Origin of the sequence: Acrocarpospora macrocephala, assembly GCF_009687865.1 — a bacterium.
GTDB classification, from domain to species: domain Bacteria; phylum Actinomycetota; class Actinomycetes; order Streptosporangiales; family Streptosporangiaceae; genus Acrocarpospora; species Acrocarpospora macrocephala.
Genome location: NZ_BLAE01000004.1, coordinates 160,659 through 178,330, shown reverse-complemented (window position 1 = coordinate 178,330; position 17,672 = coordinate 160,659). Strand labels below are relative to the sequence as shown.

The window sequence follows — 17,672 nt, the reverse complement described above, 5'->3', positions numbered from 1 at the left end:
TCCGAAAGACAAAGTAAAACGCTGATTTATGGGGGTTTTCGGGGCGGTTTGCTGACATGGGGTGATTGCTGCTTTGGGAAGGGGACCCATGTCTACTCGTTGGATGGCGGCGGCGTTCGCCTCGGGGCTCGTGCTGGTGGCCGCGGGGCCCGCGAACGCGGAACCCGCGCCGCGGCCGGAACCCGCGCCGCGGCCGGAGGCCGAGCTGCTGCTCGTGGTGGATGACTGCCCGTTCCTCGAACTGTGAGCGAGCCCCAGCGGCTCGAACGCGCGCTGTTCGAGGTCAAGAGAGTGATCGTCGGCCAGGACAAGATGGTCGAGCGCATGCTCGTGGCCATCCTGGCCCGCGGCCACTGCCTGCTCGAAGGGGTGCCCGGCATCGCCAAGACGCTGGCCGCCGAGACCCTGGCCGCGGTGGCGGGGGGCTCGTTCGCCCGGATCCAGTTCACACCCGACCTGGTGCCCTCCGACATCGTCGGCACCCGCGTCTACCGCCCCTCGACCGAGAGCTTCGACACCGAACTCGGTCCGGTGATGGCCAACTTCGTGCTCGCCGACGAGATCAACCGGGCCCCGGCGAAGGTGCAGTCCGCCCTGCTGGAAGTGATGGCCGAGCGGCACGTCAGCATCGGCGGCACCACCCACCCGGTGCCGACCCCGTTCCTGGTGCTCGCCACCCAGAACCCGATCGAGTCCGAAGGCGTCTACCAGCTGCCGGAGGCCCAGCGGGACCGCTTCCTGATGAAGATCGACGTCGGCTACCCGACCGAGTCCGAGGAGCTCGCCATCCTCTACCGGATGAGCGTGGACCCCCCGCGGGCCGCCCAGGTCCTCGGCCCGGACGAGTTGCTCGCCCTGCAGCGCACCGCCGAGACCGTCTTCGTCCACCACGCCGTCGCCGAATACACCGTCCGCCTCGTCTACGCCACCAGAACCCCAGACCGGTACGGCCTGCCCGAGCTCACCCGCCTGCTCGCCTTCGGCGCCAGCCCCCGGGCCACCCTCGGCCTGGTCGCAGCCGCCCGCGCGCTGGCCCTGATGCGCGGCCGCGACTACGTGCTCCCCGGCGACGTCGCCGACCTGGCCGTGGACGTGATCGCGCACCGCCTGGTGCTCTCCTTCGACGCGCTGGCCGAGGGCATGTCCGCCCGCCATCTGGTGGAACAGCTGCTCAGAACCATCCCGCAGCCCAAGATCGCGCCCACCCAGCAGGAGGACGCGGCGTGAGACCGCCCGAGGAGGTGCTGCGGCGGCTCGAACTCACCGTCACCCGCAAGCTGGACGGGCTTCTCCAGGGCGACCATCTCGGCCTGCTGCCGGGGCCGGGGACGGAACCGGCGGAGGCCAGGCCGTACCAGCCGGGGGACGACGTGCGGCGGATGGACTGGAACGTCACCGCACGTACCGCGCTGCCGCATGTCCGGGACGTGGTCGCGGACCGGGAGCTGGAGGTGTGGGTGCTGCTGGACGCGACCGCCAGCATGGACTTCGGCACCGGCCTGATGGAGAAACGCGCGCTCGCGCTGGCGGCCGTCGCCTCGGTGGGCTTCCTCACGCAGCGCACCGGCAACCGGATCGGCGCGCACGTGCTCCAGTCCGGCGCGATCCGGCGGCTGCCCGCCAGGACCGGCCGGCCGCACCTGATGGCGCTAATGCGCACGATCATGACGCTGCCCCGCGACGGCGTGGGCGTGCCCAGGATCGGCTTCGCCATGGACCAGCTGCGCCGGACCGTGCTGCGGCGGGGTCTGGTCGTGGTCGTCTCCGACTTCCTGGACCCTCCCGAGACCTGGGAGACCCCGCTGCGTCACCTCGGCGTGCGCCACCAGGTGCTGGCCGTGGAGGTCGCCGACCCCCGCGAGCTGACCCTGCCCGACGTCGGCGTGATCACCCTGGTGGACCCGGAGACCGGGCGCCGGCAGGAGATCGCCAGCGGCAGCGCCCGGCTGCGGGCACGATACGCCGCCGCCGCCGAAGCCCAGCGCGGCGGCATCCGCGCCGTCATCCGCCGGGCCGGGGCCGCCCATCTGGCCCTGCGCACCGACCGGGACTGGCTGCGCGACCTGATCCAGCACATCCTGCTGCAACGCCGCCTGGCCCGGCTGGCGGGAGGGGCCGGATGAACTTCCTCGCGCCGCAGTGGCTGCTGCTGCTCATTCCGGTGGCCGCGATCGTCGTGGCCTACCTGGTCATGCAGCTGCGCCGCAGCAAGTACGCGGTCCGCTTCACCAACCTGGACCTGCTCACCAGCGTCGCCCCCAGAGGGCCGGGATTTCGCCGCCACGTTCCGGCCGCCGCCTTCTCGGTCATGCTCGTCCTGCTGGTCATCGGGTTCGCCCGCCCGACCGCGGAGGTCCAGGTGCCCCGGGAGCGGGCCACCGTCATCGTCGCCTTTGACGTCTCCGCGTCCATGCTGGCCGAGGACGTCGAACCGACCAGGTTCGCGGCCGCCCAGCAGGCCGCGCGCCGGTTCGCCGAGGGGCTGCCCCCTCGTTTCAACCTCGGTCTGGTGGCGTTCTCGCAATACGCGTCCATAGCCGTCCCGGCCACCACCGACCGGCAGGCCGTCCTGGACGCGGTGGACCGGCTGTCCACCTCCGCGGGCACCGCCATCGGGGAGGCCGTGTTCGCCTCCCTCGACGCGATCAGCACGATCGACGCGCAGGCGGGCGCGGACCCCCCGCCCGCCCACGTGGTGCTGCTCTCGGACGGCTCGATCACCACCGGGCGCTCCATCGCCGAGGCCGTCGGCGAGGCCACCACCCGGCGGGTGCCGGTCTCCACCATCGCGTACGGCACGCCGCGCGGCATGATCCAGATGGACGGCCGCACCATCCAGGTCCCGGTGGACGGCCCCGCCCTGAAGGACCTGGCCGACTCCACCGGGGGCCGCTTCTATGAGGCCGCCTCCGGCGACGAGCTGCGGGCCGTCTACGACGACATCGGCAGCTCGGTCGGGTTCCGGGTCGAGCGGCAGGAGGTGTGGCCGTGGTTCGTCGGCCTCGGCCTGCTCGGCGCGGTGGTCGCGGCCGGAACATCCTTGTTCTGGTTCTCCCGCATCCCCTAGAGAGGCGCGCGTGACAGATCCCATCGGACTCGGGACGCCAAGCGGGCCGGGATTCCAGCAGGTGCCGATCGAGTGGCGGCCGGTGGCGCGGGCCGTACCTGAGCGGCCGGAGGAGCGGCGGCGGCGCGGGGCGCTGGCGTCGGCGACGCTGGTGGCGCTGCTGGTCGGCGGCGCCGCCGGCGGCGCGGCCGGATGGCTGGCGGGGCGGCCCGGGGAGGAGCAGCGGGCGGTGGCGTTGCCCCGGTCCGCGGCTGGGCCGCTGCCGTCGGCGGGCAGCCTGAGCGGCACGGCGTCGACGGTGCTGCCGAGCGTGGTCTCGGTGGAGGCCGGGAGCGGCTCCGGGTCGGGCTTCGCCATCGACCAGATCGGCCATGTGCTGACAAATGCTCATGTGGTGGATGACGCGGATTCGGTGACCGTGATCCTGCACGACGGGCGGCGGCTGTCGGCGCGGGTGATCGGCAGCGACGAGGCCTACGACCTGGCGGTGCTGCAGGTGGAGGCGGGGTCCGGGCTGGTCCCGGCCATGCTGGCCCGCTCGGCCGACGTCCGGGTGGGCGACCAGGTGCTGGCGATCGGGTCGCCGCTCGGCCTGGCCGGGACGGTCACCTCGGGGATCGTCAGCGCCCTGGACCGGGAGGTCCAGCTCGGCAACGGCGGCAGGCAGACCGCGCTGCAGACCGACGCCTCCATCAATCCGGGCAACTCCGGCGGGCCGCTGGTGAACGTGCGCGGCGAGGTGGTGGGCGTGAACACGGTCATCGCGACCCTGTCGCGGCGCGGCGGCAACATCGGCATCGGGTTCGCGATTCCGGTGGACCGGGCGGCCTCGGTCGCGGAACGCATCATCCGGGACTAGGTTCGATAGATGAGGCTGCTCGTGGTCGAGGACGAGGAAGACCTCGTCGATGCGCTCAGAGTCGGCCTGGTCCGGGCCGGTTACGCGGTGGACGTCGCCTACGACGCGCCCACCGCCGACGAGAAACTGAAGGTCAACGCCTACGATCTGGTGCTGCTTGATCTGAACCTGCCGGGCGGGGACGGGTTCGAGCTGTGCCGGGCGGTCCGGCGCGGCGAGGGCGGCGGCCAGGTCCGCATCCTGATGGTGACCGCCAGGGACCGGCTGGACGACCGGGTCAAGGGCCTGGACGAGGGCGCCGACGACTACCTGGTGAAACCGTTCGCGTTCCCGGAGTTGCTGGCCCGGGTGCGGGCGCTGCTGCGCCGTGACACCGCCGGGGGGACCGCCGTGCTGGAGGTCGGCGACCTGCGCCTGGACACCGCGCGGGTGGAGGCCTACCGGGGCGGGCGCCCGCTCAGCCTGACCCCCAAGGAGTTCGGGGTGCTGCACTACCTGATGACCCGGCCAGGCCACGTCGTCTCCACCGAGGAGCTGCTCGAACACGTCTGGGACGAGCACACCGACCCGTTCACCAACACGGTCCGGGTGACCGTGGGCACGCTCCGGCGCAAGCTGGCCGGGGAGGGCGACCCGCTGATCGAGACCGTGATCAGCCGGGGCTACCGGCTGCGGGGGGCCACGTGAGGCTCACCGACATGAGGCTCTTCGTGCAGACGATCAGGTTCCGGTTGACCGTGCTCTACTCCGGGCTGCTGATCGCCTCGGCCGCGCTGGTGCTGGGGGCGATCTACTTCGCGGTGTCCAAGACCACCGAGCAGCGGCCGTACACGGTGGAGTACGCCAAGGCCCAGACCCGGTCCGGGGAGTATCTGGGGAAGATCCCCGTGGTGCAGGTCGAGGAGGTGGAGAACGCGGTCAACGTGCGCACCATGGAGACCCTGCGGAACTACTCCTTCGGCACGCTGGCCGGGCTCTTCCTGGCCGCGCTGGTGATCGGCTGGGTGCTGGCCGGGCGGGCGCTGCGGCCGATCCGGTCGATCACCAGGACCGCCGCCGAGATCCAGGCCACCGACCTGGCCCGGCGGATCAACCTGGCCGGGCCCAGGGACGAGCTGCGCGACCTGGCCGAGACCGTGGACACCATGCTCGGCCGTCTTGAGGACGCCTTCCGGGCCCAGCGCCAGCTCATCGACGACGCCTCGCACGAGCTGCGCAGCCCGCTGGCGATCATCCGGGCCAACCTGGACGCGGTGCTGACCGCGCCGGAGGCCACCGACGAGGAGCGGCTGCGCGCGGTCGCCATCGTGGACCGGGCCACCACCCGGATGACCCGCCTGGTCGAGGACCTGCTCGCCTCGGCCCGCCGCCAGGCCCCCGCCTTCGTGGACGCCGACGTGGACCTGGCCGCCATCGCCAACGAGGCCTGTGAGGAGTTCGCCGCCCTCGCCCTGGCCAGGAACCTGACGCTGCGGCGGCTGCTGCGCCCCGGCCTGTCCACCGTCGGCGACCACGACGCGCTGCGCCGCGCGATCGGGAACCTGATCTCCAACGCGGTCCGGCTGGCCCCTTCCGGCAGCGAGGTGATCGTGGCGGCGGGGGAGCACGGGGGCTGGGTGTGGGCGGCCGTCCAGGACGCCGGGCCCGGCATCGCCGAGGATGAGCGGGATCGGGTGTTCGACCGGTTCTGGCGCGGGCACGCCGGGGGCGGGGTTAGCAGCCGCAGGGACCGGCACACCGGGCTCGGCCTGGCGATCGTCCGCCAGATCGTCGAATCGCACGGCGGCCTGGTCCGGGTCTTCTCCGAGCTGGGCACGGGCAGCACGTTCGTGCTCTGGCTGCCCGGGCCGAGTCCCGGCGAGGCTCCCGAGGGCAATCCGATGGCTTAAGGGCAGACGGTGCCGTTGTCGGGGACCTTGCCGTTCAGGAAGTAGGCGTCGACGAGTGTGTCGATGCAGGTGTTCTGGCCGTACGCGCCGTGGCCTTCGCCCTTCAGCGTCAGCAGCACGCCGGTGCCCAGTTGCTCGGTCAGCTTGGGCGCCCACTCGTACGGCGTGGCCGGGTCGTTGGTCGTGCCGATCACCACGATCGGCCCCGAGCCGCGGGCGTCGATGTGCTTGTTGCTGTCCTCCCCGCGCGTGGGCCAGACGCTGCAGCCGCCCGCGCTGGCCACGTCGGGCCCGAAGATCGGCGACTTCTTGCTCATCTCCTTGGCCAGGCTGACCGACTCCTGGACGCTGGGCCGGTCGGTGGTGTCCGCGCAGAGGATCGCGATCAGCGACGACTGCAGGGTGTTGTAGCTGCCGTCCGGCTGGCGCCCGGCGTAGGAGTCGGACAGGTTGAGCAGCCCCGCGCCGTTGCCCGCGATCGCGTCCGCGATGGCCTGGGTGAGCAGCGGCCAGGTCAGCTCGCTGTACAGCGCCTCGGCGATGGCGACCCTGGCCACGTCGTCGGTGACCAGCCGTCCCTGCACGTTGAGCGGGTTGCGCCGCAGCGAGGAGATCAGGCCGAGCACGGCCGTGTTGCCGTTGAAGGGGCAGTCCTGCCTGGCGCAGTCGGCCAGGTAGTTCTCGTACGCCCGCTGGAACCCCTTCACCTGCGTCTTGGACTGCTCCAGCAGTCCCAGCGCCGGATCCACCGCCGCGTCCAGCACCATCCGCCCGGTCACCTTCGGGAACTGCGTCGCGTAGAGCGCGCCCAGGTGGGTGCCGTAGGAGAAGCCGAGGAAGTTCAGCTTCGGATCGCCGAGCCGGACCCGCAGCATCTCCATGTCCCTGACCGCGTTCAGCGTCCCCACGTACGGCAGGATCTCCCCCGAGTGTTTCTGGCACGCTTGCGCGAACTCGGTCAGCAGCCGGGTCTGGATGGCTACGTCCAGGCTGGGTTCGGCCCGCAGGAACGCCTCGAAGGGCTTGGGGTCCATGCAGCGCACGCCCTCGCTGCGCTCCACCCCGCGCGGGTCGAAGCTGACCAGGTCGTAGCGCCCGCCCAGGCTGCGGAACGCCGCCGCCGCGTCCGTCAGGGTGCTCACGCCGGAACCGCCGGGCCCGCCGAAGTTGAGGACCAGCGAGCCGAGCTTGGCGCCGGGCCCGGTGGCCCGCAGCCGGATCAGCGCGATGCCGATCGTCTTGCCCCCCGGCTTGGTGTAGTCCAGCGGGACCTCCATGGTCGCGCACTGGAAGCCCGCTGACGGCGCGATCTTCTCGCACGCGCCCCAGTTGATCTCCGCGGGTTTCGCCGTGGTCTCCGGGGCGGGCGCGGTCGTGCCGCACGCGCACAGAGCCAGCAGCGCGGCAACGGCCGCCAGTCGCCTCATCAATACCCCTCGATAGTCTGTGAGGCTTCTTCCCGGCAAATGGTCTACACCAATTAACGTGCAGGCAACATTTCGCACCTCTTAGAGAACTGGTTTATACCACTTCGTGGAGTGAGAAGAATGGTCGTTTTTTACGCTTCGCTGAATTGGATTAGACCGCCTTGTGGGCCTCTGCCTGCGGAAACGGTTACATGTGACAGTCGTGACGATTCGTGGTGTTCTTTATCGGTAGAGTCCTGAAAGGCGGGGTCGGTCTGCGTTTGCTGAAGGAGCTCATCGTGCCGAAATACGTCTACGACTTCACCGAGGGGAACAAGGATCTTCGCGATCTACTCGGCGGCAAGGGCGCCAATCTCGCGGAAATGAGCAATCTGGGTCTTCCCGTGCCTCCCGGGTTCACCATCACCACCGAGGCGTGCCGGAAGTATCTGGCGGACGGCGAGATTCCGGTCGAGGAGATCGCCACGCACCTGGCCAAGCTGGAGGCGGCCATGGGCAAGCGCCTCGGCGACCCCGAGGACCCGCTGCTGGTGAGCGTACGTTCCGGGGCCAAATTCTCGATGCCGGGCATGATGGAGACCGTCCTCAACATCGGCCTCAACGACGCCTCCGTGCACGGGCTGGCCGCCAAGTCGGGCAACGAGCGGTTCGCGTGGGACTCCTACCGGCGGCTGATCCAGATGTTCGGCCGGACCGTGCTCGGCATCGACGGGGAGAAGTTCGAGGAGGCGCTGGAAGAGCTCAAGGGCGGCCGGGGCGACCTCGATCTGGACGCGGCGGATTTCCAGCGGCTGGTCGGGACGTACAAGGAGATCGTGCGGGCCGAGAAGGGCCGGGAGTTCCCCGGCGACCCGCGCGAGCAGATGGAGCTGGCCATCCGCGCGGTCTTCGACTCCTGGAACGCGCCGCGCGCGGTGCTCTACCGGCGCCAGGAGCGCATCCCCGCCGACCTCGGCACGGCCGTCAACGTGGTCGCCATGGTCTTCGGCAACCTCGGCATGGACTCCGGCACCGGCGTCGCCTTCACCCGCGACCCCGCCTCCGGGCAGCAGGGCGTCTACGGCGATTACCTGCAGAACGCGCAGGGCGAGGACGTGGTCGCGGGCATCCGCAACACCGTCCCGCTGCAGGACCTGGAGAAGATCGACCCGACCTCCTACCAGGAGCTCCTGGACATCATGGCCCGCCTGGAGGGCCACTACCGGGACCTGTGCGACATCGAGTTCACCATCGAGCGCGGCAAGCTCTGGATGTTGCAGACCCGGGTCGGCAAGCGCACCGCCGCCGCGGCCTTCCGGATCGCCGTGCAGCTCGTCGACGAGGGCCTCATCGACATCGACGAGGCCGTCGTCCGGTGCACCGGCGACCAGCTCGCCCAGCTCATGTTCCCCCGCTTCGCCGACGGCGCGAAGAACACGATGCTGACCAAGGGCATGAACGCCTCCCCCGGCGCGGCCGTCGGCCGGGCCGTCTTCTCCTCCGACCGCGCCGTCGAACTCGCCGCCCGGGGCGTGGACGTCATCCTGGTACGGCGCGAGACCAACCCCGACGATCTCTCCGGCATGATCGCCGCCAGGGGCGTGCTCACCTCGCGCGGCGGCAAGACCTCCCACGCCGCCGTGGTGGCCCGGGGCATGGGCAAGACCTGCGTCTGCGGCGCCGAGGCGCTGGAGGTGGACGCCAGGGCCCGTCGCTTCACCGTCGGCGGCACCGTCGTCGAGGAGGGCGACGTCGTCTCCATCGACGGCACCACCGGCGCGGTCTACCTGGGCGAGGTGCCCGTGGTGGCCTCGCCCGTGGTGGAGTACTTCGAGGGCATGCCGTCCGGCGACGAGCTGGTGGCCGCCGTCCACCGGATCATGGCGCACGCGGACGGCAGCAGGCGGCTGGCCGTCCGCGCCAACGCCGACACCCCCGAGGACGCGGCCCGGGCCCGGCGGTTCGGCGCGCAGGGCATCGGCCTGTGCCGCACCGAGCACATGTTCCTGGGCGAGCGCCGCCAGCTGGTCGAGGACCTGGTCTTGGCCGAGACCCCGGCCGAGCGGCAGTCCGCCCTGGATGCCCTGGAACCCTTGCAGAAGGCCGACTTCACCGGCCTGTTCGAGGCGATGGCCGGGCTGCCGGTGACGATCCGGCTGATCGACCCGCCGCTGCACGAGTTCCTGCCCGACCTCGTGGACCTGTCGGTCAAGGTGGCCACCGGCGCGGGAACGGACAAGGACGTCCGCCTGCTCGCCGCCGTCAAGCGGCTGCACGAGCAGAACCCGATGCTCGGCCTGCGCGGGGTACGGCTCGGCCTGGTCATCCCCGGCCTGTTCGCCATGCAGGTCCGCGCGATCGCCCAGGCGGCCCGGCAGGCGACGAAGGCCCGCGCCGAGATCATGATCCCGCTGGTCGGCGCGGTCCAGGAGCTGGAGAGCGTACGCGAGGAGGCGCTCCACATCCTCGCCGAGGCCGGCGTGCACGCCCTGATCGGCACCATGATCGAGGTCCCGCGCGCCGCGCTGACCGCCGGGCAGATCGCCGAGGCCGCCCAGTTCTTCTCCTTCGGCACCAACGACCTCACCCAGATGACCTGGGGCTTCTCCCGCGACGACGTCGAAGCCTCCTTCTTCGGGAAATATCTGGATCTGGGGATCTTCGGGGTGTCGCCGTTCGAGTCCCTGGACCGGGACGGCGTCGGCCGCCTGATGCGGATCGCGGTCGAGGAAGGGCGCGGCGCCAGGCCCGACCTGAAGCTGGGCATCTGCGGCGAGCACGGAGGCGACCCCGACTCGGTCCGGTTCTGCCATGAGATCGGCCTCGACTACGTCTCCTGCTCCCCGTTCCGGGTGCCGGTGGCCCGGCTTGAGGCGGGCCGGGCCGCGCTCAGCAGCGCCGGATCCGACACCCGATAGCCACGTTGGCGACCGGGCGTTCGCGCCCGGTCGCCAACGGACCAGGGGCCACTGTTTCCATCGCGTTTGTCGTTGAGAGCGGTGTTTGCGGGTACTGTCTCACTCCCTTGCAGAGAAAGGGGGACTCGTGACGCCGTACACCGAACACGACCAGGCACGATGGGTTCCCGAACCGCCGAGCCACACCGGGCGCGGGCCGTTCGAGCGGGACCGGGCGCGCGTCCTGCACAGTGACGCGCTGCGCCGCCTGGCGGCCAAGACGCAGGTCGTCACCCCCGGCGAGCGCGGCATGCACAGCCCGCGCACCCGGCTCACCCACTCCCTGGAATGCGCCCAGATCGGCCGCGAGATGGCCGGGGTCCTGGGCCGCGACCCCGACCTGGTGGAGACCGCCTGCCTGGCCCACGACCTCGGCCACCCGCCCTTCGGCCACAACGGCGAGACCGCCCTGAACGCGGTGGCCGCCCGCTGCGGCGGCTTCGAGGGCAACGCGCAGAGCCTGCGGCTGCTCACCCGGCTGGAGGCCAAGGTCCTCACCGAGGACGACCGCAGCGCCGGGCTCAACCTCACCCGCGCCGCCCTGGACGCCGCCATCAAATACCCGTGGACCCGCGAATCCGGCCCCAAATACTGCGTCTACCCGGACGACCGGCCGGTCTTCGACTGGGTACGGCAAGGCGCCCCACCCGGCCGGGTCAGCTTCGAGGCGCAGATCATGGACTGGGCCGACGACGTCGCCTACTCCGTGCATGACCTGGAGGACGCGCTGCACTCCGGCCACGTCACCCCCAAGGCGCTCCGCGACCCCGAGGAGCGCCGCGAGGTCTGCCGTACCACCCGCGCCTGGTACGCGCCCGACACCGACCTGGGCGAGCTGGAGGACATCTTCGCCCGCCTGGTCGCCGAACCGGTCTGGCCCGCCCACTTCGACGGCGGCCTGGCCGACCTGGCCGCGCTCAAACGCCTCACCAGCACCACCATCGGCCGGTTCTGCCGCTCCGCCCAGGAGGCCACCAGGGCCGCCTACCCGGCCGAGTCGGCCGGCCGCCACGACGCCGACCTGATCGTGCCGCGCCTCACCCGGCTGGAGTGCGCCCTGCTCAAAGGCATCACCGCGCACTACGTGATGACCCGCGACGACCACCACGCCACCCAGGAACGGCAGCGCGAGCTCATCGCCGAACTCGCCTCGCTGATCATGCTCGGCGCGCCCGCCACCCTGGAGCCCGCGCTCCGCCCCGCCTTCGAGCTCGCGGCGGGCGACGCGGGGCGGCTGCGCGCCGTGGTCGACCAGATCGCCTCCCTCACCGACGCCTCCGCCATCGCCCTGCACGGGCGCCTGACGGCCAGGTAATCCCCGGTTTCGGTCGACGAACCCGGCAACCAGGCGGATACTCCGGCACGCGACGCGAGTGTCCGCGTGAAAAGGAGCACCCTGACATGTCCAACCACGATTCGCGATTCGTCATCATCGGCGGCGGTCTCGCCGGTGCCAAGGCCGCCGAGACCCTCCGGGCGGAGGGGTTCGACGGGCCGGTGACGATCATCGCGGCCGAGCAGGAACGCCCGTACGAGCGGCCGCCGCTCTCCAAGGGCTACCTGCAGGGCTCGGCCGAGCTGCCCGAGGTCTACGTGCACGAGGACGGCTGGTACCGCGCGCACGACGTGGACCTGCGCCTCGGCGTACCGGCCACCCGGGTGGTGCCCGGGGAGCAGGTGGTCGAGCTGGGGACGGGGGAGCGGCTGCCGTACCTGCGGCTGCTGATCGCGACCGGGTCCACGCCGCGCCCGCTGCCGGTGGACGGCGCGGACCTGGACGGCGTGCACTACCTGCGCACCCTGGCCGACAGCCAGGCGCTGCGGGCCGCCTTCGGCCACGGGGGCGACGTGGTGATCATCGGGGCGGGCTGGATCGGCCTGGAGACGGCCGCCGCCGCCCGCAAGGCCGGGTGCCGCGTGGTCGTCGTCGAACCCGAGCCGACCCCGCTGAACCGCACCCTCGGCAGCAGGATCGGCGAGGTCTTCGCCGACCTGCACCGGCGCAACGGCGTCGAGTTCCGCCTCGGCGCGTCCGTGACCCGGCTGCGCGGCGAGGGCGGGCACGTGCGCGCCGTGGAGATCTCCGGCGGCGAGTCGCTCCCGGCCGACGACGTGGTGGTCGGCATCGGCGCCGCCCCCAACATCGAGCTGGCCGCCGGCGCCGGGCTCGACGTCGGCGCCGGCATCCTGGTGGACGCGTCCCTGCGCACCAGCGACCCCGCCATCTTCGCCGCCGGGGACGTCGCCGAGGCCGCCCACCCGCTGCTCGGCCGCCGGATCCGGATCGAACACTGGGCCAACGCCCTCAACCAGGGCCCGGCCGCCGCCCGCGCCATGATGGGCCTCCCGGTCAGCTACGACCTGCTGCCCTACTTCTACACCGACCAGTTCGAGCTGGGCATGGAGTTCTCCGGCGACATCGAGGGCCACGACCAGGTCGTCATCCGGGGCGCGGACCTGGAGTTCATCGCGTTCTGGCTGCGGCAGGGCCGGGTGATCGCCGGCATGAACGTCAACGTCTGGGACGTCGTCGACGACATCCAGGCGCTGATCCGCTCCGGCCGCCAGGTGGACCCGGCCGAGCTGGCCGACCCGGAAACCCCGTTCTAGTCCGAATCGTCATGCTGGTCGGTTACAAAAGAGAGGAAGAGTTTCGATACCGTCACGCAGGTGGAGATCATGCGATCGGGGACACTGGCGCTCGTTCTGCTCACGGCCGCGTGCAGCGCACCGGCCGGAGTGGCGGGCGTGAGCACCAATCCCCCCTCGCCGCGCGCGCTGTCGGCCGCCGACCCGACCGTGGAGGGCACCGCCACGCCGGGCCCGACGTTCGCCGCGGCCGTCGTGCCCCCGCCCGGCGACGAGCCCGTCCGGCTGCCCCCGCCCAAGGTCTCCCGGTTCCGCTACGTCTACCCGGTCAAGGGCTGCAAGACCACCTACGAGCGTAAGCGGCTGGTGCTGCCCAAGACCACCATCTGGGCCGGGCGCGGCTGCGCCTTCGTGGCCCCCGTGGACGGCGTGGTGCGCGAGGTCAACGTGCAGAACAAGTGGAAACCCTCCACCGACCAGGGCGCCCACCGGGAGGGCCGGTATGTCACCGTGCTCGGCGAGGACGGCGTGCTCTACCTCGGCGGGCACCTCGACACGGTCGCGCCCGGCATCCGGCCAGGAGTGAAGGTCAAGGCGGGGCGGCTGCTCGGCCGGGTGGGTAACACGGGCAACGCCCGGAACATGGCGAGTAATCTGTATTTCGCGGTCAGCTGGCCGGCGCCGCCGCAGTACTGGTGGATCCGGCGCGGCATGGTCGACCCCTGGACGTTCCTGGACGCCTGGTGGGACGGCAACCGCACGTTCTCCCCCCGGGCGGCCATGCTGGCGGTGCGCGAACGGGTTGGCACGCTCCCGGCGTGCTCGGTGCTGTGCGCGGGCAAGCCGCAGGAGCCGAAACCCAAACCCACCCAGAAGCCCGAGGAGGAGGAGCCCAAGGTGATCGTCCCATTGAACGTCGAGCCCGCCCGTTCCGGCCAATAGACTCGCGACGTGGCAGGCCGGATCAGTGATGAGGACATCGCGCTCGTGCGCGAACGCGCGCAGATCGCCGATGTCGTGGGCGACTATGTGCAACTGCGCAACGCGGGCGGCGGCAACCTGAAAGGGCTCTGCCCCTTCCACGATGAGAAGTCGCCCTCGTTCAACGTCACCCCCGCGCGGGGCATGTACTTCTGCTTCGGCTGCTCCGAGGGCGGCGACGTCATCACCTTCATCCAGAAGATCGACGCGCTGACCTTCGCCGAGGCGGTCGAGCGGCTGGCCCAGCGGGTCGGCCTCCAGCTCCGCTACGAGCAGGGCGGCTACGTCCCCGGGCGGCAGCAGGGCGAACGCTCCCGGCTGATCGAGGCGCACCGCGCCGCCGCCGAATACTACGTCTCCCAGCTGTCCACCCCCGAGGCCGCCGCCGGCCGCCGGTTCCTGTCCGAGCGCGGCTTCGAACGCGTCGACGCCGAGCACTTCGGCATCGGCTACGCCCCCAACGAGTGGGAAGCCCTCACCCGCCACCTGCTGGCCCGCGGCTTCACCAGCCAGGAACTGCTCCGCGGCGGCCTGGCCGCCGAAGGCCGCCGCGGTCCCCGCGACCGCTTCCGCGGCCGCCTGATCTGGCCGATCCGCGAGATCACCGGCGACGTCATCGGCTTCGGCGCCCGCAAGCTGCTGGACGCCGACGACGGCCCCAAATACCTCAACACCCCGGAAAGCCCGATCTACCACAAGAGCTCTGTGCTGTACGGGATCGACCTGGCCAAACGGGAGATCTCCAAGCGCTCCCAGGCCGTCATCGTCGAGGGCTACACCGACGTCATGGCCCTGCACCTGGCCGGGGTGCCGACCGCCGTGGCCACCTGCGGCACCGCCTTCGGCGAAGACCACATCAAGGTGCTCAGGCGCATCCTGTTCGACCAGGGCCAGGGCGAGGTGATCTTCACCTTCGACGGCGACTCGGCCGGGCAGAAGGCCGCCCTGCGCGCCTTCCAGGACGAGCAGAAGTTCGTCACCCAGACCTATGTCGCGGTCCAGCCCGACGGCCTCGACCCGTGCGACCTGCGGGTCAAACAGGGCGACGCGGCCGTCCGGGACCTGATCGCCAGCCGGGAACCCTTGTTCTCGTTCGCCATCCGGAGTTCGATTGCCCGATTTGACACCAATACCAACGAGGGCAAGCTCGCCGCGCTTGACGCCGCCGCACCCGTTGTCGCATCGATCAAGGATCACGCGCTACGCGACATGTACGCGAAGGATCTTGACCGATGGCTCGGCATTCTGAACGAAGCGTTCGTGCTCGCGCGTGTTCGCGAGATCGCCGCGCGTCCCGCGGAAACGCGCTCCGCGGCCCGGCCCGCCCGTGTCAGCGGCCGCAAGGAGCCGATGGATCCGATGGCCCGGCTGGAGGCTGAGGCGCTCAAGCTGGCCGTCCAGCGGCCCGCCCTGCTCGGCCCCGAGTTCGACGCCCTCGGCGCCGACGCCTTCACCCAGCCCGAGCACAGCGCCCTCTACCAGCTCATCCAGGAGACCGGCGGCACCGCGGCCGGCGGCTCCGGCGGCCGGGAGTGGGTCGAACGGCTGCTCAACGGCGCCGGCGACGACCTGCGCCCGCTCGTCACCCGATTCGCCGTGGAACCCGTTCGCGCCGAGGTGAACACCGAAGAACGATACGGCGCGGGCGTTCTCACCAAACTCCAGGAGATCACCGTAGGCCGCGCGTTGGACCGATTGAAATCGCGAATGCAACGCCTCAACCCGATCGACGAACAGCAGGAGTACAACCGGATGTTCGCCGAACTGGTGGCGCTGGAGCAGCAGCGACGCGTGTTGAGAGAACGCGCCGCCGGGGCGTGAATAACAATACTTTCCTGATCTCACAGCGCCGAAACATTGGTTTGATATCGATTCGGTAATGACGTAGGTCTTACCTTGGGTGACAAAAATAGGCCTGCCGTTTTGTTGTGCCTATACCGCAGACTGTGTTCCGTGGGTGCATCGGTGCTACCAAGCGGGCCGCCATCGGTAGACCAGGTGGCGGAGCTCGTCGTGAAGGGAAGGGAGCGCGGAAGCGTCACGGTTGACGACGTGGCCGCCGCGCTCGACCGATCCGAGCTGCCTGCGGACGCGCTGGAGCGCGTCGTGCGCATGCTCGCCGAGAACGGGGTCGAGGTCCTTGAGCCGCAAGGCGACGAGGAGACCGCCAAGCCCGACGAGGAGGACGTCGGCAAGCGAGCCCCGACCAGCGACCTGGTCCGCATCTACCTGCGGGAGATCGGCCGGGTGCCGCTGCTCACGGCCGAGGAGGAGGTGGAACTCGCCAAGGCCATCGAGGCCGGCCTCTTCGCCGAGGACAAGCTCTGCGAGACACCGTCCATCCGGGTCGCCCGTCCCGAGTTCGAGGACCTCGTCTGGGAGGGCGTCCGCGCCAAACAACGCCTGATCGAGGCCAACCTCCGCCTCGTCGTCTCCATCGCGAAACGCTATGTCGGCCGCGGAATGTTGTTCCTGGACCTGATCCAGGAAGGCAATCTCGGTCTCATCCGTGCGGTCGAGAAATTCGACTACACCAAGGGATATAAGTTTTCCACGTACGCGACCTGGTGGATTCGCCAGGCGATCACACGCGCGATCGCGGATCAGGCGCGAACTATTCGAATTCCCGTGCACATGGTGGAGACGATCAACAAATTGGTCCGCGTGCAGCGCCAGCTGCACCAGGATCTCGGCCGCGAACCCGCGCCGGAGGAGATCGCCGCGGAAATGGACCTGCCCATCGATCGGGTGATCGAGATTCAGCGCATCGCGCAGGAGCCGGTCTCGCTGCAGTCTCCCATCGGCGAGGAGGACTCCGACCTCGGTGACTTCATCGAGGACGCGGACGCCGTGGTGCCGATCGAGGCGGCTGCCTTCATCATGCTGCAGGACCAGCTGGACGACATCCTGGCGACGTTGTCCGAGCGGGAGCAGCGCATCATCCAGCTGCGGTTCGGGCTCGCCGACGGGCATCCGCGGACGCTGGAAGAGGTGGGTCGCGAGTTCGGCGTAACCCGGGAACGAATCCGTCAAATCGAATCGAAGACCCTGGCCAAACTCCGCCACCCGACGCGTGCTCAGATGTTGCGGGACTACCTGGATTGAGGCGTTTTCTGAACGGCCGCGCCTCCGGGCGCGGCCGTTCGCTTCTCGTGATGCCCGGTCCAGTAGTTTCTTCTTATGCGTCTTTTTGGGTCTCGGCTTCCCGCTGATGTTCGTACCGCTTTGCATGGGGAGCGGCCGCTCAGCCATGCGCTGACGGCTGGGGGTGGCTACGCGGTCGCGACTCTGGAGGCGTTGCACCTGCCTGGTGGGCTTCGAGTGCCCTGGTATGAGGTGGACCGGGCCGTGTGGGATCAGGAGGGGGTGACGGTCGTCATGACCGGGGGCGGCCAGCATCGGGTGGACCTCCCGGAGCCCGGGCTGCTGCCGGAGACGATCAGAGAGCGGGTCACCAACTCGATTCTGGCGAGCAGGTATGTGCGGCTCAGCGAGCGCGGCGGCGTGCGGTTGGTGGCACGACGCATCGCGGGCCGGGACACGGTCGAGTGGGAGTTCGTGTACGACCCTGAGCTCGACCCCACCGACCCGGGCGTCCGCGCGGCCGTAGAGCAGGCACTGGAAGAGGTCAGACGCGCCCTGGGCGTCTGACGGACGCTACCGGCGGAGATGGACGCTGACAGCTTGCCTTTGCGGTCGAAAGACGGCTGCGAGGCGCTGACGACTCGCCATCCTGCGGGCGGAAAGATGGCCGCGAGACGCTGACGGCTTGCCACTCGGCGAGCAGAAACATGCTCGCGAGGTGTTCACGGCTCGCCACTCCGCGGGCGAAAAAGTTGGTCGGGAGGCGCTCGCCATCCTGCGGGCGGAATCATGGTCGCGAGGCGCTGACGGCTTGCCACTCGGCGGGCGGAAACATGCTCG

General features: G+C 70.4%; 15 protein-coding genes. 14 read left to right on the top strand and 1 reads right to left on the bottom strand.

The window, feature by feature from the left end:
* Positions 1-88 precede the first annotated feature (88 nt).
* Genes Amac_RS02375 through Amac_RS02345 form a run of 7 tightly spaced genes read left to right on the top strand, consistent with a single transcriptional unit; the run spans position 89 to position 5,815 of the window.
* Complete coding sequence (locus Amac_RS02375) at positions 89-247, top strand: hypothetical protein (RefSeq protein WP_155352602.1); 159 nt, start codon at positions 89-91, stop codon at positions 245-247.
* Positions 244-1,227, top strand: coding sequence for an AAA family ATPase (locus tag Amac_RS02370; RefSeq protein WP_246268029.1), 984 nt, complete (start codon positions 244-246; stop codon positions 1,225-1,227). Before Amac_RS02375 ends, Amac_RS02370 begins: the two co-directional genes overlap by 4 nt.
* A complete protein-coding gene (locus Amac_RS02365; protein ID WP_155352601.1) occupies positions 1,224-2,123 on the top strand; it encodes a DUF58 domain-containing protein in 900 nt (299 codons plus the stop codon). Before Amac_RS02370 ends, Amac_RS02365 begins: the two co-directional genes overlap by 4 nt.
* Positions 2,120-3,067, top strand: coding sequence for a VWA domain-containing protein (locus Amac_RS02360; RefSeq protein WP_155352600.1), 948 nt, complete (start codon positions 2,120-2,122; stop codon positions 3,065-3,067). Before Amac_RS02365 ends, Amac_RS02360 begins: the two co-directional genes overlap by 4 nt.
* 10 nt (positions 3,068-3,077) lie before the next feature.
* Positions 3,078-3,926, top strand: coding sequence for a S1C family serine protease (locus tag Amac_RS02355; protein ID WP_155352599.1), 849 nt, complete (start codon positions 3,078-3,080; stop codon positions 3,924-3,926).
* Positions 3,927-3,935: 9 nt separating this feature from the next.
* Positions 3,936-4,613, top strand: coding sequence for a response regulator transcription factor (locus Amac_RS02350; RefSeq protein ID WP_170322262.1), 678 nt, complete (start codon positions 3,936-3,938; stop codon positions 4,611-4,613).
* Between the two features lie 11 nt (positions 4,614-4,624).
* The gene (locus Amac_RS02345; protein WP_155352598.1) at positions 4,625-5,815 is read left to right on the top strand and encodes a sensor histidine kinase; all 1,191 of its coding nucleotides are present in this window, start codon (positions 4,625-4,627) and stop codon (positions 5,813-5,815) included.
* On the opposite strand, the gene Amac_RS02340 is transcribed toward Amac_RS02345, so the two are convergent.
* Positions 5,812-7,242, bottom strand: a complete 1,431-nt coding sequence (locus tag Amac_RS02340; protein ID WP_155352597.1) for an alpha/beta hydrolase — start codon at positions 7,240-7,242, stop codon at positions 5,812-5,814. The two genes, Amac_RS02345 and Amac_RS02340, sit on opposite strands and share 4 nt — an antisense overlap.
* 278 nt (positions 7,243-7,520) lie before the next feature.
* Between Amac_RS02340 and ppdK the strand changes: the two genes are divergently transcribed.
* The 7 genes from ppdK (at position 7,521) to Amac_RS02305 (ending at position 17,399) form a co-directional block, all read left to right on the top strand.
* Positions 7,521-10,139, top strand: a complete 2,619-nt coding sequence (gene ppdK, locus Amac_RS02335; RefSeq protein WP_155352596.1) for a pyruvate, phosphate dikinase — start codon at positions 7,521-7,523, stop codon at positions 10,137-10,139.
* A 127-nt stretch (positions 10,140-10,266) separates the two neighbouring features.
* A complete protein-coding gene (locus Amac_RS02330; RefSeq protein WP_155352595.1) occupies positions 10,267-11,493 on the top strand; it encodes a deoxyguanosinetriphosphate triphosphohydrolase in 1,227 nt (408 codons plus the stop codon).
* Positions 11,494-11,579: 86 nt separating this feature from the next.
* Positions 11,580-12,788: an NAD(P)/FAD-dependent oxidoreductase gene (locus tag Amac_RS02325; protein WP_155352594.1), complete on the top strand. Its 1,209-nt coding sequence runs from the start codon at positions 11,580-11,582 to the stop codon at positions 12,786-12,788.
* A gap of 69 nt (positions 12,789-12,857) precedes the next feature.
* On the top strand, positions 12,858-13,709 hold the full coding sequence (locus Amac_RS02320) for a M23 family metallopeptidase (protein ID WP_155352722.1): 852 nt from the start codon (positions 12,858-12,860) through the stop codon (positions 13,707-13,709).
* A gap of 9 nt (positions 13,710-13,718) precedes the next feature.
* Positions 13,719-15,569: a DNA primase gene (gene dnaG / locus Amac_RS02315; RefSeq protein WP_155352593.1), complete on the top strand. Its 1,851-nt coding sequence runs from the start codon at positions 13,719-13,721 to the stop codon at positions 15,567-15,569.
* Between the two features lie 144 nt (positions 15,570-15,713).
* A complete protein-coding gene (gene rpoD / locus Amac_RS02310; protein WP_155338147.1) occupies positions 15,714-16,853 on the top strand; it encodes an RNA polymerase sigma factor RpoD in 1,140 nt (379 codons plus the stop codon).
* A gap of 75 nt (positions 16,854-16,928) precedes the next feature.
* On the top strand, positions 16,929-17,399 hold the full coding sequence (locus tag Amac_RS02305) for a hypothetical protein (protein ID WP_155352592.1): 471 nt from the start codon (positions 16,929-16,931) through the stop codon (positions 17,397-17,399).
* Positions 17,400-17,672 lie beyond the last annotated feature (273 nt).